The sequence below is a fragment of the Streptomyces sp. CNT372 genome, from assembly GCF_000377145.1.
The window spans coordinates 73,908-100,716 of the sequence record NZ_KB897790.1 but is presented as its reverse complement, the minus strand read 5'-3'; the positions used below and the strand labels follow the sequence as shown (position 1 = coordinate 100,716).

The 26,809-nt window shown below is 72.9% G+C and carries 23 protein-coding genes and 1 riboswitch; of the genes, 4 read left to right on the top strand and 19 right to left on the bottom strand.

Annotation, left to right across the window (positions count from 1 at the left end):
* Positions 1-339: 339 nt before the first annotated feature.
* From C593_RS0125405 to C593_RS0125395, 3 genes are all read right to left on the bottom strand, one after another.
* Positions 340-1,512, bottom strand: a complete 1,173-nt coding sequence (locus C593_RS0125405; protein WP_018850144.1) for an acyl-CoA dehydrogenase family protein — start codon at positions 1,510-1,512, stop codon at positions 340-342.
* 260 nt (positions 1,513-1,772) lie between these two features.
* Positions 1,773-1,928, bottom strand: a complete 156-nt coding sequence (locus tag C593_RS32705) for an SCO1431 family membrane protein (RefSeq protein WP_018850143.1) — start codon at positions 1,926-1,928, stop codon at positions 1,773-1,775.
* A 126-nt stretch (positions 1,929-2,054) separates the two neighbouring features.
* The gene (locus tag C593_RS0125395) at positions 2,055-3,425 is read right to left on the bottom strand and encodes a peptidase C39 family protein (RefSeq protein ID WP_018850142.1); all 1,371 of its coding nucleotides are present in this window, start codon (positions 3,423-3,425) and stop codon (positions 2,055-2,057) included.
* A gap of 161 nt (positions 3,426-3,586) precedes the next feature.
* Between C593_RS0125395 and C593_RS0125390 the strand changes: the two genes are divergently transcribed.
* Both C593_RS0125390 and C593_RS0125385 read left to right on the top strand, forming a co-directional pair.
* Positions 3,587-4,231: a hypothetical protein gene (locus C593_RS0125390; RefSeq protein WP_020610390.1), complete on the top strand. Its 645-nt coding sequence runs from the start codon at positions 3,587-3,589 to the stop codon at positions 4,229-4,231.
* Between the two features lie 413 nt (positions 4,232-4,644).
* Positions 4,645-6,582 (top strand): AAA family ATPase, encoded by a 1,938-nt coding sequence (locus C593_RS0125385; protein WP_018850140.1) that lies wholly within the window; start codon positions 4,645-4,647, stop codon positions 6,580-6,582.
* A 16-nt stretch (positions 6,583-6,598) separates the two neighbouring features.
* Here C593_RS0125385 and C593_RS0125380 read toward each other — a convergent pair whose 3' ends face one another.
* The 8 genes from C593_RS0125380 to ribD form a co-directional block, all read right to left on the bottom strand.
* On the bottom strand, positions 6,599-7,120 hold the full coding sequence (locus tag C593_RS0125380; protein WP_018850139.1) for a PH domain-containing protein: 522 nt from the start codon (positions 7,118-7,120) through the stop codon (positions 6,599-6,601).
* A 14-nt stretch (positions 7,121-7,134) separates the two neighbouring features.
* Complete coding sequence (gene hisG / locus C593_RS0125375) at positions 7,135-7,983, bottom strand: ATP phosphoribosyltransferase (protein ID WP_018850138.1); 849 nt, start codon at positions 7,981-7,983, stop codon at positions 7,135-7,137.
* An 80-nt stretch (positions 7,984-8,063) separates the two neighbouring features.
* Positions 8,064-8,336 carry a phosphoribosyl-ATP diphosphatase gene (locus C593_RS0125370; RefSeq protein ID WP_018850137.1) on the bottom strand — a complete coding sequence of 91 codons (273 nt, stop codon included), beginning with the start codon at positions 8,334-8,336 and terminating at the stop codon, positions 8,064-8,066.
* A 33-nt stretch (positions 8,337-8,369) separates the two neighbouring features.
* The gene (ribH, locus tag C593_RS0125365) at positions 8,370-8,855 is read right to left on the bottom strand and encodes a 6,7-dimethyl-8-ribityllumazine synthase (protein ID WP_018850136.1); all 486 of its coding nucleotides are present in this window, start codon (positions 8,853-8,855) and stop codon (positions 8,370-8,372) included.
* Between the two features lie 83 nt (positions 8,856-8,938).
* A complete protein-coding gene (locus C593_RS0125360; protein ID WP_018850135.1) occupies positions 8,939-10,231 on the bottom strand; it encodes a bifunctional 3,4-dihydroxy-2-butanone-4-phosphate synthase/GTP cyclohydrolase II in 1,293 nt (430 codons plus the stop codon).
* Positions 10,228-10,878, bottom strand: a complete 651-nt coding sequence (locus C593_RS0125355; protein ID WP_018850134.1) for a nicotinamide mononucleotide transporter family protein — start codon at positions 10,876-10,878, stop codon at positions 10,228-10,230. The genes C593_RS0125360 and C593_RS0125355 overlap by 4 nt, the downstream gene beginning before the upstream one ends.
* A complete protein-coding gene (locus C593_RS0125350) occupies positions 10,875-11,501 on the bottom strand; it encodes a riboflavin synthase (RefSeq protein WP_018850133.1) in 627 nt (208 codons plus the stop codon). The genes C593_RS0125355 and C593_RS0125350 overlap by 4 nt, the downstream gene beginning before the upstream one ends.
* 1 nt (position 11,502) lies before the next feature.
* The gene (ribD, locus tag C593_RS0125345) at positions 11,503-12,600 is read right to left on the bottom strand and encodes a bifunctional diaminohydroxyphosphoribosylaminopyrimidine deaminase/5-amino-6-(5-phosphoribosylamino)uracil reductase RibD (protein ID WP_018850132.1); all 1,098 of its coding nucleotides are present in this window, start codon (positions 12,598-12,600) and stop codon (positions 11,503-11,505) included.
* Between the two features lie 158 nt (positions 12,601-12,758).
* A riboswitch (FMN riboswitch) is annotated at positions 12,759-12,889 on the bottom strand.
* A gap of 278 nt (positions 12,890-13,167) precedes the next feature.
* On the opposite strand from ribD, the gene C593_RS0125340 reads away from it, so the two are divergent.
* Positions 13,168-15,543 carry a chitinase C-terminal domain-containing protein gene (locus C593_RS0125340; protein WP_018850131.1) on the top strand — a complete coding sequence of 792 codons (2,376 nt, stop codon included), beginning with the start codon at positions 13,168-13,170 and terminating at the stop codon, positions 15,541-15,543.
* Positions 15,544-15,642: 99 nt separating this feature from the next.
* Here C593_RS0125340 and C593_RS0125335 read toward each other — a convergent pair whose 3' ends face one another.
* The 3 genes from C593_RS0125335 to C593_RS0125325 form a co-directional block, all read right to left on the bottom strand.
* Entirely contained in the window at positions 15,643-16,128 is a 486-nt protein-coding gene (locus tag C593_RS0125335; RefSeq protein WP_037747085.1) for a hypothetical protein, read from the bottom strand.
* The gene (locus C593_RS30505; protein WP_018850129.1) at positions 16,116-20,969 is read right to left on the bottom strand and encodes an RHS repeat domain-containing protein; all 4,854 of its coding nucleotides are present in this window, start codon (positions 20,967-20,969) and stop codon (positions 16,116-16,118) included. Before C593_RS30505 ends, C593_RS0125335 begins: the two co-directional genes overlap by 13 nt.
* A gap of 292 nt (positions 20,970-21,261) precedes the next feature.
* On the bottom strand, positions 21,262-22,584 hold the full coding sequence (locus tag C593_RS0125325) for an ROK family transcriptional regulator (RefSeq protein ID WP_018850128.1): 1,323 nt from the start codon (positions 22,582-22,584) through the stop codon (positions 21,262-21,264).
* 210 nt (positions 22,585-22,794) lie between these two features.
* On the opposite strand from C593_RS0125325, the gene C593_RS0125320 reads away from it, so the two are divergent.
* A complete protein-coding gene (locus C593_RS0125320) occupies positions 22,795-24,027 on the top strand; it encodes an MFS transporter (protein WP_018850127.1) in 1,233 nt (410 codons plus the stop codon).
* On the opposite strand, the gene C593_RS0125315 is transcribed toward C593_RS0125320, so the two are convergent.
* The 5 genes from C593_RS0125315 to C593_RS0125300 form a co-directional block, all read right to left on the bottom strand.
* Positions 23,981-24,445: a thioesterase family protein gene (locus C593_RS0125315; RefSeq protein WP_018850126.1), complete on the bottom strand. Its 465-nt coding sequence runs from the start codon at positions 24,443-24,445 to the stop codon at positions 23,981-23,983. The two genes, C593_RS0125320 and C593_RS0125315, sit on opposite strands and share 47 nt — an antisense overlap.
* A 259-nt stretch (positions 24,446-24,704) precedes the next feature.
* A complete protein-coding gene (locus C593_RS32035) occupies positions 24,705-24,890 on the bottom strand; it encodes a DUF397 domain-containing protein (RefSeq protein WP_078521889.1) in 186 nt (61 codons plus the stop codon).
* 12 nt (positions 24,891-24,902) lie between these two features.
* On the bottom strand, positions 24,903-25,745 hold the full coding sequence (locus C593_RS0125310; RefSeq protein WP_026278065.1) for a Scr1 family TA system antitoxin-like transcriptional regulator: 843 nt from the start codon (positions 25,743-25,745) through the stop codon (positions 24,903-24,905).
* A gap of 7 nt (positions 25,746-25,752) precedes the next feature.
* Entirely contained in the window at positions 25,753-26,277 is a 525-nt protein-coding gene (locus tag C593_RS0125305; protein ID WP_018850124.1) for a DUF6879 family protein, read from the bottom strand.
* Positions 26,237-26,656 carry a hypothetical protein gene (locus C593_RS0125300; protein WP_018850123.1) on the bottom strand — a complete coding sequence of 140 codons (420 nt, stop codon included), beginning with the start codon at positions 26,654-26,656 and terminating at the stop codon, positions 26,237-26,239. The genes C593_RS0125305 and C593_RS0125300 overlap by 41 nt, the downstream gene beginning before the upstream one ends.
* Positions 26,657-26,809: the final 153 nt, after the last annotated feature.

The window sequence follows — 26,809 nt, the reverse complement described above, 5'->3', positions numbered from 1 at the left end:
CATCCGCGGCCGCGGCCACACCACCGGCGTCCGCGCCGGTACACGCGCCCCGACCGCGGCTGCGCCCGGGCCCGCGCTGGTGATCGCGTCCGTGCCCGCCCCGTCGGCGGCCGCGCCCACGGGTGCCGCCCGCGGGAGGCGACCGCACCGGGAGGGGGCGTGCCGGAAGGCTCCTCGCGAGCGCGGCGGCCCCGCCCGCAGAATCGGTTCCGCACCCGTCGGACCCGCCGATCTACCGCGATCTCCTGGTGCGGTGGGCGAGCCGTGGACGCACACTCCCCGGGCGCCGCGATGCCGAATGGGACCGGGTCGCGGCGCCGCCGGTACCCCAGGGCCGGTTCAGCGGCTCTCAGGGCCGGCCAGATGGCGGGCGATGACCATCCGCTGGATCTGGTTGGTGCCCTCGACGATCTGGAGCACCTTCGCCTCGCGCATGTACCGCTCGGCCGGGAAGTCCTGCGTGTAGCCGTAGCCACCCAGGACCTGCACGGCGTCCGTGGTGACGCTCATCGCCGCGTCGGTGCAGAACAGCTTGGCCATCGCGGCCTCGCGGGAGAACGGCCGGCCCGCGTCCCGCAGCCGGGCCGCGGAGAGGTACAGCGCGCGCCCCGCCTCGATACGGGTGGCCATGTCGGCCAGCATGAAGCGCAGCCCCTGGAAGTCGGCGATCGGGCGGCCGAACTGCTTGCGGCCGGTCGCGTACGCCACCGCCTCGTCCAGCGCGGCCTGGGCGACGCCCACGGCGCAGGCCGCGATCCCCAGGCGGCCGGAGTCCAGCGCGGAGAGGGCGATGGCGAAGCCCTGCCCCTCCTCGCCGATGCGGCGGGCGTCCGGGACACGCACCCCGTCGAAGTTGAGCTGAGCCGTCGGGGAGCCCTTCATGCCCATCTTGCGCTCCGGGAGGGCGGCGCTCAGGCCCTCCGCGTCGCCGGGGACGAGGAAGGCGGTGATCCCGCGCGGGCCGTCGCCGCCGGTGCGGGCGAGCAGGGTGCAGAAGTCGGCCACACCGCCGTGGGTGATCCACGCCTTGGTGCCGGTCACCACCCAGTCGTCACCGTCGCGCACGGCCTTGGTGCGCAGGGAGGCGGCGTCCGAGCCGGAGGCCGGCTCGGAGAGGCAGTAGGCGCCGAGCAGGCCGCCGCCCAGCATCGCGGGCAGGTGCTCCGCCTGCTGCTCCTTGGTGCCGTACCCGGCGAGGGCGTGGCAGGCGAGGGAGTGGACGCTGACGCCGAGACCGACCGTCAGCCGGGCGGCCGCCAGCTCCTCCAGTACCTGGAGGTAGACCTCGTAGGGCTGGTCACCGCCGCCGTACTCCGAGGAGTACGGCAGACCGAGCAGGCCCGCCTCCGAGAGCAGGGAGAACACCTCGCGGGGGAAGCGCCCGGCTTCCTCCTCCTCGGCCGCCCCGGGAGCGATCTCCCGCTGGACGATGTCGCGGACCAGGGCGATCAGATCCCCGGCCTCCTCGGTGGGCAGTTGACGGTCCACCGGCTGCGGGGCACGGTCGGGCATAGCGGCGCACTCCTCCCTGTCGGGCGCTGCGGCGGGCACGCGCGCAGGGTGTGGGGCGCGCCGCCGGTTGTCCTGCCAGGCCGATGCTGCCCTTCCGGGTCACGAAAAAGGCTGGTTGGCGGCTGTGGCGCGTCGAGTATGCCCGATCGGCGGGCTCCCGTCACGGGGGTGCCGGCAACCTGTGATCAAGCTGTCGGGCGGTGCGCCCGGTGCGGTCCGCCCTGCTCGGGGGCCGTACGCGCGGCGGCGGGCCCCGGGGGTCAGAGCAGGCCGAGCTGGGTGATGAACATGGCGAGGACGACGACCAGGGTCCAGCCGAGGAGGTGCTCCAGGATCGCGGGCCCGTCGTCGGGCCCTCCGGTGCGGGTGCGCGCTCCGGGGCGGTCGGCGGTGGCGGCTGCGGCGGTCGGGCTCATGGGCGTTCTCGTTCGTTCGGCGTCGGCGGTCGGTCTCCCCCCGGTGCCCCACAGTGCCAGCCGGGCGGGGCCGCGGGGTAGAGACGTTCATCACGCCCGCGGCCGGGCCGGCCGGTCCCGTACGGGTCAGTGCACGCCGACGGCCGCCAATGCGCCGCGCTGGGCGGCCGTGGGGACGGCGGGCCAGTACAGGTAGCAGACACCGCCCGTACCGCTCCGGACCCTGCCGTCCGCGTCGTGGCGCTTGGTGCGGAGCCAGATGTTCTCCCACTCGGCACGCCGGTAGACGCGGCGGACGGCCTCGTTGCGGGGTGAGGAGGGGTCGTTGGCGATCACGTCGCCGGTGGCGGTGAAACCGACGACGGTCATCAGATGGCCCGCGGTGCCGTATCCCGCGCCGGTCAGCTCCTCCTGCAGGAAGGACTGGGAGGTGATGACCGGGATACCGGCCCCGATCAGGGTCTCCAGCTCGGTGAGGGAGCCGAGGCGGGTGACGACGGCGCTCAGGCCGGGGTAGGCCGCGGCGTAGGCGGCGTTGAAGGGCCAGTTGCCGCAGCCCTCGTAGGCGTGGTCGTAGGTGCGGCGGGCGGCGTGGCAGACCTGGGGGTCGGCGAAGTTGGGGTTCACCCAGGCGAGTTCCTCCGGGGTGGGGCGGCGGCCCCAGTACTCGACGGTCATCTGCGAGGAGGTGGGGCTGCACCAGGCCTCGCCGCCGCCCGCGTACTCGGGGTACTGCCCGATGTGGGTGTTCTGCGAGTAGCGCGGTACGGCGAGTTCGGCGGCGAGCCCCGGGGCGGAGGCCGGTACCCCGAAGCGGTCGGGGACGTCGGAGGCCATCGCGCCCGCTCGCCACACGGTCGGGGTGAGCGAGGTCCCGGGCCGGCGGTAGAGCGTGAGGCGCAGCCGGTACGCGGTGATCCGGTGCCCGGCCGCCGGGTCGTCCACGGCCACGGTGTCGGTCCACACGGTGGACCGGCCGTCGCCCTGGCCGTCGACGGAGGCGCGCAGGATGTCCGTGTCACCGGAGGCCCAGCGGCCGAGGACGTACCAGGGCAGGGCGGTGCCGTCCATGTAGCGGCCGGTCACCTCCACCTGGAGCCAGGTGCCGGGCGGGGTGTGCGCGTTCCAGGAGGGGATCAGCTCCGTGGCGGGGACTGCGGGCCGGTGCTCGGGGGAGGTCCAGACGGCGTACTCCCAGGGCCGGGTCCGGCCGGTGTGCGGGTCGGTGTGGTCGGTGGTGCCGGCGGGACGGTCCAGGGCCAGGCCGGGGCGGGTTCCGGCGACGGCACGGGTGCCCGTGTGGTCGCCGCCGAGCCAGTCCGTGCCGGTGTGCCAGAAGCGGTTGTCCACCGGGCGGGCGGCACGCGGGGTGCGCCGGCCGGGCGGGGCGGCGGCCGAGGCGGTGGCGCGGGTCATCGCGCCCAGGCCCACCGCGCCGGCGGCCATGGCGGCGACGGCGGCGCCGATGACGGTTCTGCGCGAAGTCGGAGCGGTCATGGGACCCCCAGGTCGGGTGCGCGGCAGTGGGGCCACTATCGCGTCCGGGGCCGGACCGGGCCAGCACCCCGGGCCGCGTCGGAGGGCGCGTCGTCGGGCCGGTCCAGCGGCGGGGGCGCGGCCGCGGGCCGGGGCCCGTGGGCCCGATCTACCCTGACGGCATGCGCCACCTGCACGACCTGCCCGCCTCGCACGATCTCCCCGGCCTCGCCGCGCGCCTGCGCGCGCTGCCGCCCTCCTGCGGGCCGGTGCGGCTGGTGGCGGTGGACGGGCACGCGGGCTCGGGGAAGAGCACCTTCGCGGCGCGGCTCGCCGAGGCGGCGGGCGAGCCGGCCTCCCGGTCCGGACCCGGACCGGGGTCCGTGCCCGTGCTCCATCTCGACGACCTCGCCTCGCACGAGGAACTGTTCGCCTGGACCGGCCGGATGGAGCAGGAGGTCATCTCGCCCCTCTCCGCGGGCCGTTCGGCGCGCTATCACCCGTACGACTGGAATCTGCGGCGCTTTCTCGGGCCCCGGACCCTGCCCGCCGCCCCGCTGGTCCTGGTGGAGGGGGTGGGGGCCGGGCGGCGGGCGCTGCGGCCCCGGCTGGCCGCGCTGCTCTGGATGGAACGCGGCGCCGAGGAGTCCTGGGCGCGGGGCCGCCGCCGGGACGGGCCTGCTCAGACGGCCTTCTGGGACGGGTGGACACCGGCGGAGACCCGCCATTTCGCGGCCGACCCCTCCCGCCCCCACGCCGACCTGCTGGTGTGCGAGAGCCGGGTGGGATACACGTGGCGCGGGGCGCTCACCGGGATGATCGGATAGCGGCGGCAGATCACCGAAAGTGATCGGCCATGTGCGCCATACCGGTCAGTCGGGATTACGGCTCAAAGGTGCCCCAACTCTGCTTGACCGACGGGGCTTACAGGTCTTACGTTCTCAATGTGCGGCTTTCCGAAGTCGCCGCAGACGCGAAGCCCCCGGTTGTTCCCCCGTGATCGGGGGCTTCGTTCTGCCCTCTCCCCCTTCCGCCGCGCACGGATCCGAGCCGGAACATCACCCTCGGTAGTCACCTCGGTCCGTCGAGGCGCTCTTAATCACACCCGCTCTGCGCAGGTACGATGCCCCCGGTGGGCTCAATTCCCGTCCGCGGCACGTCCGTTCGCCGTACCGTGCGAAGGGGCGCCCCCGCCGCGACGACTCGGCTGCACGGTGGGTGGGGGAGGGTGGGGAATCCGATGAACCCGACGGAGGACGGCACGCGGGGTGCGCGCACCCCCGCCGAGCTCGCCTGGATCCGGGGGGTGGACGCCTGCACGATGGGCGCGTACCCGCAGGCCGAGGAGGAGTTCCGGGAGGCGGTGCACCGGGACCCGGGAATGGCCGACGCCTGGCTGGGGCTGCACGCGCTGCGCGCCGACACCACCACCGCCCTGCTGCACATGTACCGGCATCGCGACCGGTTCGGCGAGCAGCGCGCCCGCCACCGCCGCACCCTCAACTCCTGGTACTGGCTGGGCTGGTGGGTGCAGCCCGTGCTGGAGAGCCCCCGGGACCTGCTCCTCGCGCACGCCTCCCACTGGCTGGACGGCCGCCATGTGGCGGAGCTGGACCGGGCGCTCGCGGGCCTGCCGCCGGTGGACGCCGACCCCCAGGTGCGCTTCCTGCACGCCTGCCGGGCCTATCTGGTCAAGGACTGGGAGCAGCTCGTCCGGCACACCGAGCCGCTGGTCGACGATCCGCTGCTGGGGATCGAGGCCGGGCTGTTCGGGGGCATGGCCCGGGTGCGGCTTGAGATGTTCGGGCAGGCGGAGCCGATGCTGTCGGCGGCGCTGATGCGCTGCCGCAGCGAGCAGCCGCAGCGCAAGGAGCTGCGCTACTGGCTGGCCCGCGCCCACGAGGGCACCGGCCGCAGCGCGGCCGCCCTCCCCCTGTACCGGGCCGTGCACCGCGTCGACCCGGCCTTCATGGACACCTCGGCCCGGCTCGCGGCGATCGCGGAGTACGACGGGATCGACGGCTACGACGGGTACGAGGGCCACGACCCGGCCGCCGGGGTCGCCGCGGTGTCGCTCGCCGGCTACGGCGCGGACACCGCTGACCTCCAGGCGGACGCGGAGCCGCCGCCCGGCGCCGACCGTCCGGGCGGGGCCGACCGGCGCGGTGCGGAGCCGGGCGGGCCCCCGCCCTCCCCCGCGTCCGCCGTCCCGCCCGGCGAGGGCTTACGGCGCCGGGCGCCCGTCCCCCGGCAGTCCGCTCCCCCGGCCTTCCCGGCGGGTCCCACCGATCCGGTGCTGCTGGCCGAGGCGCTGGCCGAGCTGGAGCGGATGGTCGGCCTGGAGCCGGTGAAACGCCAGGTGAAGGCGTTGTCGGCGCAGCTGGAGATGGCCCGGCTGCGGGCCGCGCAGGGGCTGCCGGTGCAGCCGCCGAAGCGCCACTTCGTCTTCTCGGGGCCCTCGGGCACGGGCAAGACGACCGTGGCCCGGATTCTCGGCCGGGTGTGCTGCGCCCTGGGCCTGCTGGGCGGCGACCATCTGGTGGAGGCCCAGCGCTCGGACCTGGTGGGCGAGTTCCTGGGCCAGACCGCGGTGAAGGCGAACGAGCTGATCGACTCGGCCCTCGGCGGGGTCCTCTTCGTCGACGAGGCGTACAGCCTGGCCAACTCGGGCTACAGCAAGGGCGACGCGTACGGCGACGAGGCCCTCCAGGTGCTGCTGAAGCGGGCGGAGGACAACCGCGACCATCTGGTGGTGATCCTGGCGGGCTACCCGGAGGGGATGGACCGGCTGCTGGCGGCCAACCCCGGGCTCTCCTCCCGTTTCACGACGCGCGTCGACTTCCCCTCGTACCGGCCGCTGGAGCTGGCGGCGATCGGCGGGGTCCTGGCGGCGGAGAACGGCGACGTGTGGGACGAGGAGGCCCGGGACGAGCTGCTGTCGATCAGCGGGCACGTGGTCGGCCAGGGCTGGATCGACGAGCTGGGCAACGGGCGCTTCCTGCGGACCCTGTACGAGAAGAGCTGCGCCTACCGTGATCTGCGGCTCTCCCAGTTCCCCGGCACGCCGGGCCGGGACGATCTGTCGACCCTGCGGCTGCCGGATCTGATACAGGCGTACGGAGAGGTGCTGTCGGGCCGGGGCCCGGGCGGCCGGGACCCGCAGGACCCCTCCTACTGAGGAGACGGGAACCCTCCTACCGGGGAGAGGCGCCCCGGGTCTCGGCGAGGGCCCGCAGGGCCCGGGCGTGCTCGATCGCCTGGGCGCGGGCGATCCCCGGCTGGATGCCGAGGGCGGGCATGCTGGTGCCGTCGCTGAGGTCGAGGAAGACCCAGGGGTCGCCGGGGCGCAGGTTGACCCGGAGGATCTCCGCCCAGGCCAGCCGTCGGGTGCGCGTGAGGTTGACGACCGTCACCCCGTCCTCGTCCGCGTCGACCCTGGGCCGGCTGAGCAGCGCGAGGACACCGAAGAAGAGCAGGGCGACGAAGACGAAGCTGGTCCGCTCGGCCGGGCTGAGCCGTTCGAGCAGCAGTGTGATGGTGATCAGGACGACGCACATCAGCGTGCCGGTGGTCAGCAGGACGACCCGGGTGCGGGTCGGCCGGAAGGTGACCGGGAGGGCGGGGACGGCGGAGGCGGGCCGGGCCCCGGCCCCGGAGCCGGGCTGCGGGCCGGACTCGGGGCGGGGGTCGGGTTCGGACGGGACGGAGTCGTTCATCGGGGGTGTCGTCCTCAGAGGCGGCAGGCGTGGATGGCCGTGGTGAGGATGGCCCGTGCGCCGAGGGCGTACAGGTCGTCCATGATCCGCTGGGCCTCCTTGGCGGCGACCATGGAGCGGACCGCGACCCAGCCCTCGTGGTGCAGCGGGGAGATGGTCGGCGACTCCAGGCCCGGAGTGAGGGCCACGGCCTGCTCCAGGTTCTCCACCCGGCAGTCGTAGTCCATCATCACGTAGCTGCGGGCGACCAGGACGCCCTGGAGGCGGCGGAGGAACTGCTGGACCTGCGCGTGCTCGGGGTCGGCGCCGCTGCGCCGGACGACCACGGCCTCGGAGGTCATGATCGGCTCCCCGATGACCTCCAGACCGGCGTTGCGCAGGCTGGTCCCGGTCTCGACGACATCGGCGATCACCTGGGCGACACCCAGCTCGATGGCGGTCTCCACCGCGCCGTCGAGGTGGACGACGGAGGCGTCGATGCCGCTGTCCGCGAGGTGCTTGGCGACGATGCCCTCGTAGGAGGTGGCGATCGTCATTCCGCCGAAGTCCTCGACGCCGGACGCGGTGCCGGGCCTGGTGGCGTAGCGGAAGGTGGAGCGGGCGAAGCCGAGCCGGAGGATCTCCTCGGCGTTCGCACCGGAGTCGAGCAGCAGGTCGCGGCCGGTGATGCCGATGTCGAGGCGGCCGGAGCTGACGTAGATCGCGATGTCGCGCGGACGCAGGTAGAAGAACTCGACCTCGTTCTCGGGGTCGACCAGGACGAGTTCCTTGGACTCCTTGCGTTGCTGGTAGCCGGCCTCATGCAGCATCGCCGACGCAGGCCCGGACAGTGAACCCTTGTTGGGGACGGCGATGCGCAGCATGAGACGGGCTTCCTTCGTTCGTTCTCTGGGAGTGGACGGCGCGGGGGCGGCGGGGCTCAGGCTCGGGGTGCCCGGGGCCCTCAGAGATGGGCGTAGACGTCGTCGAGGGAGATCCCGCGCGCCACCATCATCACCTGGACGTGGTACAGGAGCTGGGAGATCTCCTCGGCGGCGGCTTCCTTGCCCTCGTACTCGGCGGCCATCCACACCTCGGCGGCCTCTTCGACGACCTTCTTGCCGATCGCGTGGACCCCCTTGTCCACCAGTTCGGCGGTGCGGGAGGTGGCGGGATCGCCGTTGGCGGCCTTCTGCTGGAGCTCGGCGAAGAGCTCCTCGAACGTCTTCTTGGACATGGTGGCTCCACCCTACGCGGAAACGACCGCGCCTCAGCGCCAGGGTTCGGATACTGAACGCAGGATGGTCGCGGTGGCCACCGCGGCGGTGACCGCTTCGTGCCCCTTGTCCTCGTTCGATCCCTCCAGTCCGGCGCGGTCGAGGGCCTGCTCCTCGGTGTCGCAGGTGAGGACGCCGAAGCCGATGGGCACCCCGGTGTCGACGGACACCTGGGTGAGGCCCTGGGTGACGCCCTGGCACACGTACTCGAAGTGGGGGGTGCCGCCCCGGATGACGACGCCGAGGGCGACGACCGCGTCGTAGCCGCGGCCGGCGAGGACCTTGGCGACGACGGGGAGTTCGAAGCTGCCGGGGACCCGGAGCAGGGTCGGCTCGTCGATGCCCAGCTCGTGCAGGGCGCGCAGGGCGCCGTCCACGAGGCCGTCCATGATCTTCTCGTGCCACTGTGCCGCGATCACGGCCACCCGCAGGTCGCCGCAGTTGCGGACGGACAGTTCGGGGGCACCCTTGCCGCTCATGTCTCTCCCTGTTCGCTGTACTGGTCGTGCGTGGTCCGCTGTACTGGTCGTGCGTGGTCCGCTGCTCCGGTCGCGTGCCGGTGCTACTGGTTGCCGCAGGTGGACGACGCCGGGACGGTGTCGAGCCAGGGCAGGTCGTGGCCCATCCGGTCGCGCTTGGTGCGCAGGTACCGGAGGTTGTGCTCGCCGGCCTGCACGGGCATCGGTTCGCGGCCGAGGACGCGGATGCCGTGCCGGGTGAGGGCGGCGACCTTGTCGGGGTTGTTGGTCATCAGCCGGACGCTGCGCACCCCGAGGTCGTCGAGAATGCGGGCCCCGGCCGCATAGTCCCGGGCGTCGGCGGGCAGGCCGAGTTCCAGGTTGGCGTCGAGGGTGTCGCGGCCACGCTCCTGGAGCTCGTAGGCGCGCAGCTTGGACATCAGGCCGATGCCTCGGCCCTCGTGCCCGCGGAGGTAGACGACGATGCCCCGGCCCGCCTCGGTGACGTGCCGCATGGAGGCGTCGAGCTGGGGGCCGCAGTCGCAGCGCAGCGAGTGGAAGATGTCGCCGGTCAGGCACTCGGAGTGGACGCGGACCAGCAGGTCCTCGCCGTCGCCGGTCTCGCCGTGGACGAGGGCGACGTGCTCCACGCCGTCGACGGTGGAGCGGTAGCCGTAGGCGGTGAAGTGGCCGAAGGCGGTCGGCAGGCTGACCTCGGCCTCGCGCTTGACGGTCGGCTCGGCGCTGCGGCGGTAGGCGATCAGGTCCTCGATGGAGATGATCGTCAGACCGTGCTTGCGGGCGAAGGGCACCAGCTCGGGCAGGCGCAGCATCACACCGTCCTCCCCCGCGATCTCCACGATCGCGCCGGCGGGGCGCAGTCCGGCGAGCCGGGCGAGGTCGACGGCGGCCTCGGTGTGGCCGTTGCGCACCAGCACGCCGCCGGGGCGGGCGCGCAGCGGGAAGATGTGGCCGGGACGCACGAAGTCGCCGGGGCCGGCGGCGCCGTCGGCGAGCAGGCGCAGGGTGGCGGCCCGGTCGGCGGCGGAGATGCCGGTGGTGACGCCGTGCTCGGGGCCCGCGTCCACGGAGACGGTGAACGCGGTCCGCATGGATTCGGTGTTGTGCTCGACCATCTGCGGGAGTTCCAGGCGGTCGAGCTCCTCGCCCTCCATGGGCGCGCAGATCAGGCCCCGGCACTCGCTCATCATGAAGGCGATGATCTCGGGGGTCGCCTTCTCGGCGGCGATGACGAGGTCGCCCTCGTTCTCCCGGTCCTCGTCGTCGACGACCACGACCGGCCGGCCCGCGGCGATGTCGCGGATCGCCTGGGCGACGGGGTCGAGGCGGAGGTCCTCGGCGTCGCCGGAGGCGTACCAGGTGGGCAGGGCACTCATGCTGCCGCTCCTTCCAGGGCGGGCTCGGCGCTCCTGCGGGAGCGGAGCCACCAGTCGCGCATGCCCCACAGGACGAGCGCGCCGTAGATCACGTAGACGAAACCGGAGAATGCGTAGCCGTTGGCGAAGTTCAGCGGGACGCCGACGAGGTCGACCAGCAGCCAGGCGAACCAGAACTCGACCATGCCGCGCGCCTGGGCGTACATGGCGACCAGGGTGCCGACGAAGATGTACGCGTCGGGCCAGGCGTCCCAGGAGAGCGACGGGAACGCGGTGAACAGGCCGCCCACGGCGAGGGTGCCGACCAGGGCGGCCCCGGCCATCGCACCGCGCTCGCGCCAGGTGGCGAAGCGCACCGCGATGGTGCCGTCCTGGGCGCGGGCCCGGCCGTGCGTCCACTGCCACCAGCCCCAGGCGGCGACCAGCATGACGACGACCTGCTTGCCCGCGCTGCCGGTCATGTGCCCCGCGAAGGCGGCGAACAGGATGATCCCGGAGAGGAACTGGGCGGGCCAGGTCCACACCGAGCGGCGCCAGCCGAGGGCGAGCGCGGTCAGCCCGATGACGTTGCCGATCATGTCGGACCAGATGATGCGCTGCCCGAGGACGGTGAACGCCTCCGCGTTCAGCCAGGAGAGGGCGCTCATCGGCCGCTCTCCTTCGGGGCCCGGCCCATCTCCTCCGGTGCGCCGAGCAGCCGCTCGACGTACTTGGCGATCACGTCGACCTCCAGGTTGACCGGGTCGCCGGGCTGCTTGAGCCCGAGCGTGGTCAGGGCGAGGGTGGTGGGGATGAGGCTGATGGTGAAGTGGTCGTCGCCGGCGTCGACCACGGTGAGGCTGACGCCGTCCACCGTGATGGAGCCCTTCTCGACGACATAGCGGGCCAGCCCGGCCGGGAGGGAGACGGTGACGAGCTCCCAGTGCTCGGAGGGCTCCCGCCCGGTGATGGTGCCGGTGCCGTCCACATGGCCCTGGACGATGTGGCCGCCGAAGCGCCCGTCGGCGACCATCGGCCGCTCCAGGTTGACCCGGGAGCCGACGGCGAGGGCGCCGAGGCTGGAGCGCTTGAGGGTCTCGGCCATCACATCGGCGGTGAACTCGCCGTCCTCGGTGTCCACGACGGTGAGACAGACGCCGTTGACGGCGATGGAGTCACCGTGCTTGGCGCCCTCGGTGACGACGGGGCCGCGCAGACGGAAGCGGGAGGCGTCGCCGAGGTCCTCGACGGCGGTGACCTCACCCAGCTCTTCGACGATTCCGGTGAACAACTCAGGCTCCCTCGGGGACGGTCGCGGTGATGCGCAGGTCGGGGCCGATGCGTTCGGCCCCGGTGACACGGAGGCGCAACGCCTCGGCGATGGTGGTGATTCCGGCGTCGGCGAGGGCGGCGGGGCCCGCGCCGAGGAGTACGGGGGCGAGGTAGCCGACGACGCGGTCCACGGCGCCGGCGGCGACGAAGGCCCCGGCGAGCGTGGCGCCGCCTTCGAGGAGGACGGAGCGGACGCCGTCCCGGTGCAGGGCGGCCAGCAGGGCCGTGAGGTCGATGCCGCCCGCGGCCGCTCGGGGCAGGCGCCAGACCTCGGCCGCGCCGGTCGCCGCCACCGCCTCGGGGGCGAGGTCGTCGGCGACGACGACCACGGTGCGGGCGGCGTCGTCCAGCACCCGGGCGCCGGGGCGGACGGCGGCGGCCTCGGTGTCGAGGACGACCCGCAGCGGCTGGACGGCGCCCTCGACGCCGCGGGCGGCGAGGTGGGGGTCGTCGGCGCGCATCGTGCCGGCGCCGACGAGGACAGCGTCGGACTCGGCGCGCAGGCGGTGCACATCGGCGCGGGAGGCCGGGGAGCTGATCCAGCGGCTGGTGCCGTCGGCGGCGGCGGTGCGGCCGTCGAGGGTGGCGGCGTACTTCCAGGTGACGTGGGGGCGGGCGCGGCGGACGGAGGTGAGCCAGGCGGTGTTCCCCGCCTCGGCCTCCTCGGCCAGCAGCCCCTGCTCGACCCGGACGCCGGCCGCGCGCAGGGTCCCGGCGCCGCCGGTGGCCTGCGGGTCGGGGTCGGCGACCGCGTAGACGACGCGGGCGATCCCGGCGGCCAGGAGGGCCTGGGCACAGGGGCCGGTGCGGCCGGTGTGGTTGCAGGGCTCCAGGGTGACGTAGGCGGTGCCGCCGCGGGCGGCCTCGCCGGCCGCGCGCAGGGCGACGACCTCGGCATGGGGCCCGCCCGCGCGCTCGTGGTGGCCCTCGCCGACGACCTGTCCGGAGGCGTCCGTGACGACGCACCCGACGACCGGGTTGGGGCTGGTGGAGCCGAGTCCGCGGGCGGCGAGCGCGACGGCTCGGCGCATGGCGGCGGTGTCGGCTGCGGTGGCCACCGGGTCCTCCTGCCTCTTCGGGCACGGACTCCGGGGCTGTCGACGACGACAGAGAACGGATGACGACACCGCACGGGGGACACACCGGCGCCGAGAAGCGCGGGACGCCGTGACGGCGGTCCGCGCAGACGGCCGGCGCACCCGTGAGGGCTCACCCGCCGCGCACTGCCTCCCATCCGGACTTTAACCGTCGGTCCAGGAATTTCACCTGGTCAACCGGCCACTGGATGCGGCCGGGTCGCGGACTGTAACCGCCGGTTCGGACTTTCACCGACCCCGGAGTGCGCTGCTGCTGATACAGGGCCAGTGTGCCACGGCCGCGGGCGGCCCCGACAGGCGAAGAGTGTGGGTTGACTCACAAACGGCACTTGGCAACGAAATGGTCCAGACCTATTGACGCACTGGTCTAGTCCTCTTAATCTCTGCGACACCTCCGCGGAAACGGCCCGCCGGGGTGCGCACCACGTCGGGCCAACCCATCGCATCCCCATGCCAGTTGTGCAAGGCCGAACACCCCTTGATGCCCTGGCGGGCGATCAGGGGCTCCCCCACCAGGAGGAACCGACCGTGCAGTCCCCCACCCCCTTCAGAGCGGGCGTGCTCGCAGCCGGCGTCGCCGCCGTCGCGCTGCTTGCCGGCACGCTCTCGACCGGCGTCTCGCACGCCGCCGACAACGAGAGCTGTCGCCCCGACGGCCTGTACGCCACTCCCGGCGTCGACGTCCCGTACTGCTCCGTCTACGACACCGAGGGCCGAGAGAAGATGGGCGCGGACCACCAGCGCCGCGTCATCGGCTACTTCACCGGCTGGCGTACGGGCAAGAACGGGCAGTCCGCGTACCTCGCCTCCGACGTGCCGTGGGACAAGGTCACGCACATCAACTACGCCTTCGCCCACGTGGACGCGGCCAACAAGCTGTCCGTGGGCCCCGACGGCGCGAACAACGCGGCCACCGGGATGACCTGGCCCGGCGTCGCGGGGTCCGAGATGGACCCGGCGTTCCCCTACAAGGGCCACTTCAACCAGCTCAACAAGTTCAAGAAGCAGCACCCGGACGTCAAGACGCTCATCTCCGTGGGCGGCTGGGCCGAGACCGGCGGCTACTTCGACGAGAACGGCGACCGGGTCGCCTCCGGCGGCTTCTACACGATGGCCACCAACGCGGACGGCTCCGTGAACCAGGCGGGCATCAACACCTTCGCCGACTCGGCCGTGGCCTTCATCAAGAAGTACGGCTTCAACGGCGTCGACATCGACTACGAGTACCCGACCTCGATGAAGGACGCCGGCCACCCCGCCGACTTCCCGATCTCCAACGCCCGCCGCGCCGGCCTCAACAAGGGCTACGCGGTCCTGATGAAGACCCTGCGCGAGAAGCTCGACCGGGCCGGCGCCGCCGACGGCAAGCACTACCTGCTGACCGTCGCCGCCCCCTCCTCCGGCTATCTGCTGCGCGGCATGGAGACCTTCCAGGTCCAGAAGTACCTGGACTACGTCAACATCATGTCCTACGACCTGCACGGCGCCTGGAACGAGTACGTCGGACCGAACGCCTCGCTCTTCGACGACGGCAAGGACGCCGAACTGGCCGCCGCGAACGTCTACGGCAGCTCCCAGTACGGCGGCATCGGCTACCTCAACACCGACTGGGCGTACCACTACTTCCGCGGCTCCATGCCGGCCGGCCGCATCAACATCGGCCTGCCGTACTACACCCGCGGCCACAAGAACGTGCAGGGCGGCACCGACGGTCTGTGGGGCAGGGCCGCCGCGACCTCCTGCCCGGCGGGCTCCGGTCTGACCAAGTGCGGTGACGGCGCGGTCGGCATCGACAACCTCTGGCACGACAAGGACGACAACGGCAAGGAGTCCCCCGCGGGCTCCAACCCGATGTGGCACGCCAAGAACCTGGAGAAGGGGATCGTCGGCGACTACGTCACGCAGTACGGCTTCCCCGCGAACACCCAGCTCACCGGCACCTACGCGCGCAAGTACGACTCGACGCTGGTCGCGCCCTGGCTGTGGAACGCCCAGAAGAAGGTCTTCATCTCCACCGAGGACGAGCAGTCGGTCGGTGTGAAGGCCGACTACGTGGTGGACCGCGGCATCGGCGGCACCATGGTCTGGGAGCTGGCCGGCGACTACGGCTGGAACGCGGCCAAGGGCCAGTACGAGCAGGGCGACACGCTCACCACCCTGATGTACGACAAGTTCAAGGCGGCCGCCCCCTACGGGGCGAAGAAGTCCGACATCGCGCTGCCCACCGAGGCGGCCGACATCGCCGTGGACTTCACCGAGTTCAAGCTCGGCGACTCCAACTACCCGCTGACGCCCAAGCTGAAGATCACCAACAACACGGCCACCGCGCTGCCGGGCGGCACCGAGTTCCAGTTCGACTACGCGACGGCCGCCCCGGGCAACGCCTCCGACCAGTCGGGCTTCGGCACCAAGGTGATCAGGAGCGACCACACCGGCAACAACATCGGTGGCCTGAAGGGCAACTTCCACCGGGTCTCCCTGAAGCTCCCGGCCTGGCAGTCGCTGGCCCCGGGCGCCACCGTGGACCTGGCGTTCAACTACTACCTGCCGGTGTCCACACCCTCCAACTGGACGGTGACGATCGGCGGCAAGAAGTACGCCCTCACCACCGACCTGGCGCGCGGCACCACCGTCGTGGAGCCCGGTTCCGGCGGCACGCCGTCCCCGTCGCCGTCCCCGAGCCAGTCCGGCGGCACCGGTGGCACGGGCGGGACCGGCGGTACCGGTGGCACGGGCGGGACCGGTTCCTGCACGGCGCCGGCCTGGTCGGCGAGCGCGGAGTACGGCGGCGGCACGACCGTCTCGCACGAGGGCCGCAACTGGAAGTCCAAGTGGTGGACGAAGGGCGAGAAGCCCGGTACCACCGGTGAGTGGGGTGTCTGGCAGGACCTCGGCGCCTGCTGACCCCACCCGATCAGCCCGGCGGCGGTCGAACGGCCCTTGCCCGCCGCCGGGCCCCTTCCACGGGACCGTCCCCCCGCCGTGCGGGGGGACGGCCGTCTGTCAGGAGGCGGGCGCCGGCTCCTGGAGTGCGGCCACGACCATGACCGGGAGGTCGGTGTCCTGCTGGACGACACCGGCGGTCAGGACCCGGCCGTCCAGCATCCACTTCCGTACCGCGACGAACTCGTCCCGGTCCTCGTCCGCCGGCGCGGCCTCGGTGAGGTGGGCGGCGAGCGGGGACTCCTCGATCTCCGGGAGGAAGGCGGCGAGCGCCCGCTCGCCCTCCTCGTAGACGGCGTCGAGGTCGTCGAAGTAGCCCGACTCGTCCACGTCGCGGATCCAGACGGCGAAGGAGGCGCGGACCGCCCCGCTGGAGAAGGTCTGGATCCACCCCCGGATCCCGTCCCGCTGCCAGGAGGTCTCCACGCCGTCCTTGGCCTTCCCCCGCGGCGTCCAGCCCTGGGCGGCGAAGGCCGTCGCGGCGCCCTCGGCGGTCAGCGGGACGAGGCCCCGGAACTCTTCCAGCATCGCGGTCACTGCAGCCATGAACTCATTCCACTCATGCCGTTGCCGGGCACGTGATACGCCCTGAGCGTCCCGTTGGCGTACGCCTCCGGGAACGCCTTGGACAGCACCTCGTTCACATGCGCGGCGCCCGATTCGTTGGACACCATATAGCGCACCCCCTTCCCCCCGAGGCTCTCGTTCAGGGCGAGCAGCTTGTCGGCCTGGGTGGTGATCCGGCTCTCGTCGTAGAACTCGAAATCGGGGTTGTACGGGGACTTCTCCCACTCGCCCGGCTTCTCGCCCCCGGTCCACTTGGCCTCGGTGATCCAGCCGTCCCGCGGGCCGCCGTCCACATGGACCTCGCGGCCGTCCGGCAGGATCCACTGCTGCTCGTACTTCTGGTCGGTGACCAGCCGCTGGTACTTGAACGACGGGCGTTCGAGCATCTTCTCCGTCAGCCAGCCCAGGCCCTTGAACCGGGAGTACGGGGAGAGGCCGAGCGGGTCGCAGACCGTGAACGGGTTGTGCACATAGGCGACCGGGTTCGGCGCGGGGCCGAGGCCCAGGGGGTCCGGTGAGGCGTAGCGGCCGGTCTCGGGGTCGTAGTGGCGGAACAGGTTGTAGTGCAGGCCGGTCTCGGGGTCGTCGTACTGGCCGGGGAAGCGCAGCGGGGTGTGGGCGCTGCTGTCCCGCCTCCACGCGGTCCTCCCCCACAGGGTGCTCCGGGCCCGCCAGGCGATGTCCCCGGACTCGTCGACCAGTTCGGTGGGGGTGCCCACGAGGTCGGTGGCGATGGCGAAGAAGCGCCGGTCGATCTCCTCCTGCCGGGTGTCCGGGGTGAGGAGGCGTTCGGTCTGCGCGAGGGGGACCAGGCCACGGTGGTCCCAGGTGAGGGCCACCACATGCGGCAGCCCGGGGGTGTGGACCGTCTGCTCGCACAGGGTGCCGCCGTCCCAGCTGAAACGGATCTCCTCGGCGACGGTCTCGCCGTCCCCGGCGAGTCGCTGCTTGGCGGTGCGGCGGCCGAGGGGGTCGTAGCGGTAGCGCCACCGGGTCCCGTCGGGGGTCACCACGGAGGTGAGGCGGTTGTCGGCGCTCCAGGTGTAGCGCCAGGTGTCGGGCTTGCGGGAGAGACGGGTCTTCTGGCGCAGGACCACCCGGCCGAGGCCGTCGTGCTCGAAGCGGACCCTCCCGGCACGGGTGATGGTGGTGCCCCGGTAGGCGCGCTCTCCGGTGGCTTCGCCGCCCGCGTGGCCGGACGGCCAGGAGGCCGAGGACTGGTTGCCCGCCTCGTCGTAGGCGTAGCGCTCGGACCACCCCTCGGCCCGGACGCCGGTGACCCGGCCCGCCGCGTCCAGGTCGAAGGCACGCGATCCCGACAGGGTGTCGGCGACGGAGGTGAGGTGGCCGTCCGCGCGGTAGGAGTAGCGGCGGCGGTTGAGCGGCCGGCCGGCCGCCGTCATTTCCTGGGCGGCGAGCCGCCCGGCCTCGTCCCAGGCGGAGGTCAGGGCGAGGGTGCCGCCGAAGACGCGCTGGAGCTCCCGGCCCGCCGCGTCGTGGGCGAAGGCGACCTCGTGGCCGCCGACCCGCATCCGGACCGGGCGGCCGGCGGCGTCGTAGGCGTAGGTGGTGACCACACCGGTCGGGGTGGTGCGCCGGGTGCGGCGGCCCAGGGCGTCGTAGGCGTAGTTCATGGCGCGGCCGTCGGCGAGTTCGGTCTTGATGCGCCCTCGCCGGTCGTACACCCAGGCCAGCTCGCTGTCCGGCCCACTCGCCCGCAGCAGGCGCCCGGCCCGGTCGTACTCGTACGTGGTCACCCGGCCGTCGACGTCCTTGCGGATCTCCTGGCCGAGTTGGTCGTAGGTGTGGGCGACGGTGCGGCCGAGGGCGTCGGTGCGGGCGGTGAGCTGCCCGGCGGCGTCGTGGCGGTAGCCGAGGGTGCGGCCGTCGAAGTCGGTCTCGGAGGTGAGCCGGCCGGCCGCGTCGTAGGCGTAGCTCCAGCTCAGGCCGTGCGGGCCGGTGACCCGGGTGAGGCGCAGGCCGGCGTCGTGCTCGAAGGTGTGACGGGAGCCGTCCGGGTGGGTGTGGGCGGTGAGCAGGTCGAAGTGGGTGTACTCGTAGCGGTGCACGCCGCCGGCCGGGTCGGTGCGGGTGAGGCAGTTGCCCTCGCCGTCGTAGGTCCACGACTCGGCGGAGCCGTCCGGGGCGGTGCGGCGGACGAGGTTGCCGTCGGCGTCGTAGCCGAGGCGCGTGACCCCGCCGACCGGGTCGGTGACACGCACCGGCCGGCCCAGGGCGTCGCGTTCCAGCCGGGTGGTGGCGCCGGCCGGGTCGGTCACCGCCACCGGCAGCCCGGCCGCGTCGCAGCACACGGTGGAGACGGCGCCGAGGGCGTCGGTGACGGTGGTGAGCCGGCCGCGGTCGTCGTAGGCGTACCGGGTGGTGGAGCCTGCCGGGTCGGTGACGGCGATGCGGTTGCCGCGCTCGTCGAACTCCTGGTGCCAGCGGGCGCCGTCCGGGCCGCGGAACTCGGTGGAGAGGCCGAACCTCCCCCGTACCGTGGCCAGTTCGCTGCCGTCGGGCCGGGTGACGGTGAGCAGCCGGCCCTCCTCGTCGTGGGTGAAGGCGGTGGTGCGGCCCAGCGGGTCGGTGCGGGAGAGCACATGGCCGCGCTCGTCGTAGGTGACCCGGGTGGTGTGGCCGAGCGGGTCGGTGGTGGCGAGGACGCGGCTGCGGCCGTCGACGAGGAAGCGGGTGGTGTGGCCCTCGGCGGTGGTCAGGGTGGTGGTGCGGTGGCCGGTTTCCGGGTCGGGCTCGGTGTAGGCGACGGTGAGCTGGACGTGGCCGGCCTCGCCGCCCTCGGCGACGACACGGTCGCGGTCGTCGTAGACGTAGGTGTACCGGCTGTTGTTGGAGTCGGTCCAGGAGGTGACGCGGCGGCGGTCGTCGTACGCGAAGGTGGTGGTGGCGCCGGAGGGCCGGGTGACGGTGGTGAGGTTGCCGTCCTCGTAGCCGTAGGACATCAGGGGCAGGCCCGCGCCCGGCGCACCGGGGTTCGCGCCCGGACCGTCCGTGCCCGTGGTGGCCTCCGCGCCCGCTTCCCCCGCACCGGCCAGGGCGAGGGCGGTGATCCGGCCCTCGCTGACCGCGACCGTGACCTGGGCGCCGGCCGAGGAGGTGAGCGCCAGCGGCACCGCGTCCTCGCCGCGGACCACGGCCCGCCAGTTGCCGTGCCGGTCCTCGGTGCGCTCCAGCCACGCGATGCCGTCGTCCCCCGGTGCGCTGCCGGTCGGGGCCGGGAAGTGGCTGGTCAGGCCGGAGTCCGGGTCGGTGACGGTGTAGTCGCCGTGACCGTCGCGGGCCAGCAGGGTCCGGGCGGTGCCCGACTCGGGGCGGGTCGGGGCGCCCGGAACGGGGTGCGGATAGGGGATCAGCAGGCCGTCGGCGGTGACATGGACGACGCCCACGGCGTCGATCTCCAGGCGCTCGTCGACGGTGGAGGTCCAGGCGGGGCCGAGGAAGCGGCCGGCCGCGCACCCGGACTCGGTGCGGCGGGTGAACACCGGGGCGAGGGTGCCGGGCAGCACCACGTCGGCCTGCGGCAGGAACATCCGGCCGGAGGCCAGGTCCACCGGGTCGGTGTTGGCGACGGGCCGGGCCGCGTCGGGCCGGTTGTGGGTGCCGTCCGGGGCGTCGTCGATCAGCCGGCGGGTGCGGGCGGCGTCCGCGGCGTCACCGGCCAGGCGAAGTCCCTTGACGGCGGCGCCGCTTCCGCCGGTCGCCACCGTCAGGGCGGCGTCGGGCAGCAGCCGGCCGAAGCCCTCGTAGGGGTCCTTCATGAAGTCGTTGATCATCTGCCTGCCGGTGCCGACGGGGTCGTTGGCGGCGACGACCAGCCCGGCGGCCAGGCTGTTGAGACTGGTCGCGTACTCGGCGGGGTGGGTGATGTTGTACGGGTCCAGGGGGTTGACCTGGCGGACGAAGTTGAGGATGCCCGCGGTGCCTTTGATGAGGCCGCCGCCGACGTGGTCGCCCATGTACTGGAGTTCCTGGAGTCCGTCGCGCAGCTGCTCGGCGTAGGACGGTTTCTCGGGGGCCGTGTCCCGGGCGGCGCGGACCGCGGTGCGCGCCGTCTCCGCCGCCGTGTTCCGCTGGGTGCGGGCCTGGCCGAGGAGGCTCTGCGCGTCCTCCATCAGCTTCCTGCCCGGGTCGGTGAAGGTCGGCGCGGGGCAGGGCGGGAGGGTGGCCGGGTTGCGCTCGTCGGCGGGCAGCGCGTTGTAGCGGTCGACGGCCGTGTTGTAGGCGTCGATCTTCTTGCGGTGGGCGTCGGCGGCGTTCTCGGACGCCTTGACGCCCTCCTTCCACATCTCGATCGCCGTCTGCGCCTGGTTCTGCGCCCACACCACCGTCCCGGCGAACGCCTCCAGCGCGGCGGCGGCCTTCTCGCAGGCGTCCGCGCCGGTGAACCACCGGGGCGGCTGGGTGCTCACCGCCTTGCGCAGCGCCTCGGCCGCCTCGCCCTTCAGCCGGGACGAGTCCAGCCCCTTGAGCCCGCTGCCCGCGTCGTCGAAGGAGGTCTGGAAGGCGCGCAGCTTCCCGGCGGTGGCGCGGATCTTCTCCGGGCTGCCGTGGACGAGCTTCGTCTTGTCCTCGGTCTGCCCGAGGTCCATCTCGTCGACCTCGGCGCCCAGCCGGTTGGCCACGGAACGGGACTGCTCGCGCACCCAGTCCGCGCCGGACTCCCAGCCGACGTCCTCCAGCCGGTCGGCGGTCCAGTTCCCGGCGTCCTCGACCCGGTCGCCGACCCACTCGACTCCGTCCTCGACCGCCTCCTCGACCGCATCGGGTGTGATGTCCCTGACGAAGTCGCCGATGCCCATGGCCAGTTACCCCCGGACTCACTGTTCCTGGTCGCTGTGGGCACCGTAGAACACTTCGCCCGGACGGAAGAGACCGTTCCCCGGCCGGATCCGGTCCCGGCGGGCCCACCGGTGTCATGGACGCGCGGGATGCCGGGTGAGGTTCCAGCCAGGGCGGGCGGGGCGGGCGCGCGGGCCGCCGGGTGAGGTTCCAGCCGGGGCCGGGGGCCGGGCGCGCGGGCCGGGCATGCGGGCCGCCGGGTGAGGTTCCAGCCAGGGCGCGCGGGCCGGGCATGCGGGCCGCGCCGGGACGCTACGCGCCGAACAGGTCGTCCTGGGCCGCCTGGCGGGCCATGGACAGGGCCCCGCCGAGGACGGCGGCGCCGTCGAGGGCGCCGGGGCGGACCACCGTCGGCAGCGGGGACATGGCGGCGACGCGTTCCTCCACGCGGGCCGCCAGGGCGGGGCCGCCGGCGTGCCCGATCTCGCCGCCGAGGACGACGCAGCCGGGGTCGAGGACCGAGACCACCGCCGCCGCGCCGAGGGCGATGCGGGCGGCGAGTTCGTCGAGGAAGGCGTCGTGGCCGGCGGCGACGGCCTCGGCGACCAGGGCGGCGGCCCGGTCGGCGGCCCCGGGGCCGGGCGGGACTTGCGTGCCGGCGGGCGGGGTTCCCGCGCCGGCGGGCGGGGTTCCCGCGCCGGCGGGCGGGGCTTGCGTGCCGGGGGGCGGGGTCCCCGTGTCGCCCGGCCGGGGCGCGGCCGAGGCGCGGCCGGGGCGGGGCGCGGCCGCCTCGTGCCGCGCTGCCAGCCCGTGCCGGGCCGCCAGCGCCGAGACCGCCGCCGCGCCCGCCAGCGTGTGGAACCCGCCGTCGCAGTCGCCTCGCGAGGGCAGCCCGTGCGTGCCCGGCACCGGGAGGAAGGCGACCTCGCCCGCGCCGCCGGAGGACCCGCGCCGCAGCCGCCCGTCGAGGAAGAGCCCCGCGCCGACGCCGTGGCCGAGCCACAGGAAGGCGAAGGACTCCCGGTCCCGCGCGCTGCCGAGGCGCTGCTCGGCGAGGGCGGCGAGATTCGTCTCGTTCTCGACGAGCACCCGCGCGGGCAGGCGCTCCTGGAGGGCAGCGACCAACTGCCGGTGCCAGGAGGGCAGTCCACTGGCCGGGCGCAGCTCGCCGGTCGCCGGGTCGACGAGTCCGGGCGCGCCCACCCCGACGCTGTGGAGCCGGGTCGCGCCCGCCTCGGCGACGGCCCCCGCCAGCAGGGCGACCGCCCGCTCGGCGGCCGGCTCGGTGCCCGTGTCGCCGCCGATCGGCAGCGAGGTCTCGGCGAGGGTGCGGCCGAGGAGGTCCGCGACGACGACGCGCACCCCGCCCGTGCGCACGTCGAGGGCCGCGAGATGGGCCCGGTCGGCGACGATCCCGTACAGGCGCGCGTTCGGGCCGCGCCGCTGCGCCCCGGACTCCCCCACCACCTGGACGAGCCCCGAGCCCTGGAGCCGCTCCACCAGGTCGGCGACGGTCGGGCGGGAGAGCCCGGTCAAGGTCTTGAGCTGCCCGGCCGTCAGCGGGCCCTCCCGCTGGAGGAGTTCCAGGGCGAGCCGGTCGTTGAGCGCCCTGGCGGTGCGCGGGGATGCGGCCATGCCGGAATCCTTCCAGACGGGCCGGGGCGGTCGGCCCCCGCCTCGGCGCACGGACCGGCCCACCGGGGGAGGACGCCCCGGACCCGTCCATCTATTTATCAGGCAGGGTTCCTGATAGTTTACCGCCCGACGTTCACGGTTGAACGTCCACGACCGGACGTTTCTTGACCGGACGTCCTCGCCCAAGGTCCCCGGGAAAGGGGTATCCGCATGTCCGACCAACCGGCCGGCGCGGCATGGCAGCCGCACCGCCTCAGGCGCGCCCGTATCGCCGTCGCCGCCGTCTTCTGCGTCCACGGCGCGGTCGCGGGCAGCCTCGCCACGCGGATCCCGTGGATCCAGGACCACGCCCAGGTCAGCGCCGGGCAGCTCGGCCTGGCGCTGGCCTTCCCCGCCCTCGGCGCCTCCCTGGCGATGCCCCTGGCGGGCGCGGTGAGCCACCGCCTGGGCGCGCGCACCGCCCTGCGCGGCCTGCTCGCGCTCTGGACGCTCAGCCTGGCCCTGCCCTCCCTGGCGCCGAACCTGCTCACCCTGTGCGCCGCGCTCTTCGTGTACGGCGCGACCTCCGGGATGAGCGATGTGGTGATGAACGCCCTGGGAGTGGAGACCGAGAACCGGGTCGGCCGCTCGATCATGTCCGGCCTGCACGGCATGTGGAGCGCCGGCGCCCTGATCGGCTCGGCGGCGGGCACGGTCGCCGCCCATCTCGGCAGCGACGCCCGGCTGCACCACGCGCTGGCCGCCGCCGTGCTGACGGTGGCCGGACTCCTCGTCTGCCAGGGGGTGCCGGACGTGCGCAGCGCCCCGGACGCGGAACCGCCGCCGCGTTTCGCGCTGCCGCCGCGGTCGGCGCTGCTGATCGGCGCGGTCGGCTTCTGCGCGGTCTTCGCGGAGGGCGCCAGCCTGGACTGGTCGGCCGTCTACCTGCGGGACGTCCTCGGCACCTCCCCCGGCCTCGCGGCGGCGTCCACCACGGCGTTCGCGCTGACCATGGCTGTGGCCCGGTTCGCCGGGGACGGGATCGTGGACCGGTTCGGCGCGGTACGCACGGTGCGCACGGGCGGGGTGCTCGCAACCGGCGGCGGGCTCCTCGTGGTCTTCGCGCCCCATCCGGCGGCCGCGCTGGCGGGCTTCGGACTGCTCGGCCTCGGCGTCGCCGTCGTGGTGCCGCTGGCCTTCGCGGCGGCGGGGCGCAGCGGGCCGAACCCGAGCCAGGCCATCGCGGGCGTCGCGACCATCACCTACACCTCGGGCCTGATCGCGCCCTCCGCGATCGGCGCGGTCGCCGACGCGACCAGTCTGGTGGTGTCGTTCGGCCTGGTCACCGCCCTGGCGATGGGGCTGGTGGCGGGCGCGGGGGTGCTGCGCACGGCGGGCCGGAAGGCCGGGCCGCCGGTCAGCCCCGCGGCTCCGGCCGCAGCAGTGCCCGGCCGGCGGCCCTGAACGGCTCGCTCCAGGGGGCGGGCCGCAGGGTCGCCGCGTCCAGGCGGACGAGGACGCGGTGCCCGCGCGCGTAGGTGACCCGCCCGTCGGCCGAGCAGAAGCGGAAGCCGTAGGTCAGGCCGGTGGTACCGAGGCGGTCCAGCCACAGCTCCACCGCGTAGGCCCCGGCCCGGGTCACCGGCTGCTCGTACCCGACGTGCAGTTCCCGTACGGCGTTGCAGGCGTCCCCGGCGGCGCCCCAGTCGCCCTCGTAGGCAAAGCCCTGCGCCTGCCAGTGGGCCGCCCAGGCGCGCTCGACGAGCAGCGGGTAGCGGGCGTTGTGCAGCAGCCCGAGGGCGTCGAGGTCGTCGAAGTGGACGTCCACGGGGACGAGGACGCCGCGCTCGGCGGCGGGGACGGTCGGGGCGGGCACGGTCACGGTCCTGGCTCCTCTGCGGGGCGGGCGGTAGGGGCGGTTCCGGCAGTACGGGCTGCGGGGGCCCGGACTGTCTGGATTCCATCCATCCTAAGCGGTCGCTCAGCACCCCGGCCGACCGCCCCTGCCACGATCCGGCTGCGGCCGTCGACGACGACGCCTCCGGCGCCTTCAAGCGTAAGAAGCGCGGCAGACCTCCAGGCAGCCTCGCCGACTCACCTCCACCCCCTCCCGGAAGAGGGGGCCGGGATCAGGATGCCCCTCAGAAAGCCTGCTGCTTACTGAAATCCACGAATTCGCGCCAGGCGACCGGATTCACAGCCATCGTTCCTCGATTCCGGTCTTTTGTATCCCGAACCAGTACGCTGACGGGGTCATTGTCGGCGACTTCCACGCAGCTGTCAGACTTGGTGTAGCTACTGATGCGCCAGTTCGGAATTTCCGTCATGATCCCCCTCCCTCAATGGTTGAAATGGTCGACAGCAGAAAGGATTAGCGCCCTGGCGTTCCGCCCATAAACGGCAGAACGCCTGTGAATCTCAAATGCCTTGCGATAAAGCTCAATTTCTCTCGGCTGCGTCACAGACATCTCCGCAGAGTACGTCTCAACCATGACAAGCCTGTCGTCGAACATCGCGAAGCCGTGCCCAATCCAGAGGGCTAGGGGTGCGGACCGGGGGACGATGCCCAGGCTGAGCCGCGGAAGCGCCAATACGGCGAGGAGCCGGTCAAGTTGTGCCCTCATGACCTCTGAACCACCGTGGTTCGAGTAGAGGGCCTGCTCGCCGAGGAGCACGTTGAAGATGCGGTTTCCCTCATAGAGGTACTTCTGCCGTTCCAGGCGCTTGGCCACGGCAGCTTCCGTGTCGGCAGGCGTCTCGTAGAAGTTCAACACCTGCTGGAAGACGTTCTCGGCGTAGTCGGCGGTCTGGATGGTGCCCCAGATCGTGGCGGGCTCCCAGATCCGGAAGACCTTGGTCTTCTGGTAGAGCGGCAGGGACTTCTTCTGGCGGTTCGCAGCCCCATCCTGTAGCTGTCTGCGCCAATCCATCCACATCTCGTCGATATGGCGGGCTGTGGCGACCAGGTCGAGGAGTTCGGCCTCGTGCCCGGTCGTCTGGCACCAGACGCGTATGTCTTCCTCGCTCGCGTTCTGCCTGCCGTTCTCAATGCGAGAGACCTTGGATTCCTGCCAACCAGTGGCGGCGGCGAAGGCCCGGCCGCTGCTGAACCCCGCGTCCTTGCGGAATCCACGCAGCCGGGCTCCCAACGCCTCACGTGTCTCTCGTGCTTGGTCGCTCACGGAACTGTCAGGGCTTGTACTCGACGGTTGGAGTGGCGATGGACCAGAGCAAGTCCCGAAGGCGGGCGCACTCGGCGACGATGGAGGGGGTTTCGATGAGCTGGGAGCCCAAGACCCGCCCCGCGTCGTCGAAGTGCCCCACAGCCAACAGCTTGTCGTCGTAGAGCCACCAGTCGTTGCCTCCCACGGGGAAGCTCAGGCCCTCGGGAAGCTTGTGCCGCGGCAGCCATCGGATCGCCTCGCCGGCCTGCTCGTTGACGTCCGTGGTGGCGTACTCCCACTGGATGTAGGGGCTGTGCGGTTCGGTGACAATCCGAACCCGACGCACGGTCCTCCCCGACTCGGTGACGCGCTTCATGAGCTGCAGCCACGGCTCCATGAACGAATGGTCGCTGCCGGTTCCGCTGAGCCAGTCCGCAAATGGACCCTCCTCGCCGGGAACTGAATAGTCATCCCTCAACTCAAGGTGGAAGGCGTCGCGCGTGAAGCTCTCAAAGAGCCGGTTGCGCTCGGCGCTGGAGATCAGCTCCACGTGGTTCCTCCAGTAGGGCGATGATCGCGGCCTTGGGGACCTCGACCACAGTTTCGTAGTCCGGGATCGACATCTGGGCCAGGGCCCTTGGATCCGTCACCTTCTGGCCCTGGACGACGAACGTACCCTCCGGGGTCAAGACCATGAGCGGGTCATCCAGGCGCTTGATCTCCCCCGTCTCCTGGCCATCCTTCACCAGGTGCTCGAACAGCTCGGTCGGGACCTCCACGGCATCCTCGCCCTGGGAGATGTCGAGCTGCATGAGCAGGTCGTTCGCGAAGATCCTCCACCCTTGGACAAGGTAGGTGTCCCGGTCAGTGGCGTAGAGCGCCGGGCAGTCGCCCGACGTGGAGTTCTTGCCAAGGAACCGTAGCTGCATGGCTGCTCTCCCGTCTGCTGCCTTGCGCAGAATTGCGCGACGCTCTGATGGTCGAGGCCCCGCTCTGGTCCGTCAATCAGGCTGCTGCAAACTCGCGCAATCTTCTTGGAGGTTGGCTGAGGGCACCCCTACGTTCGTCCCGAACCCAAGGCG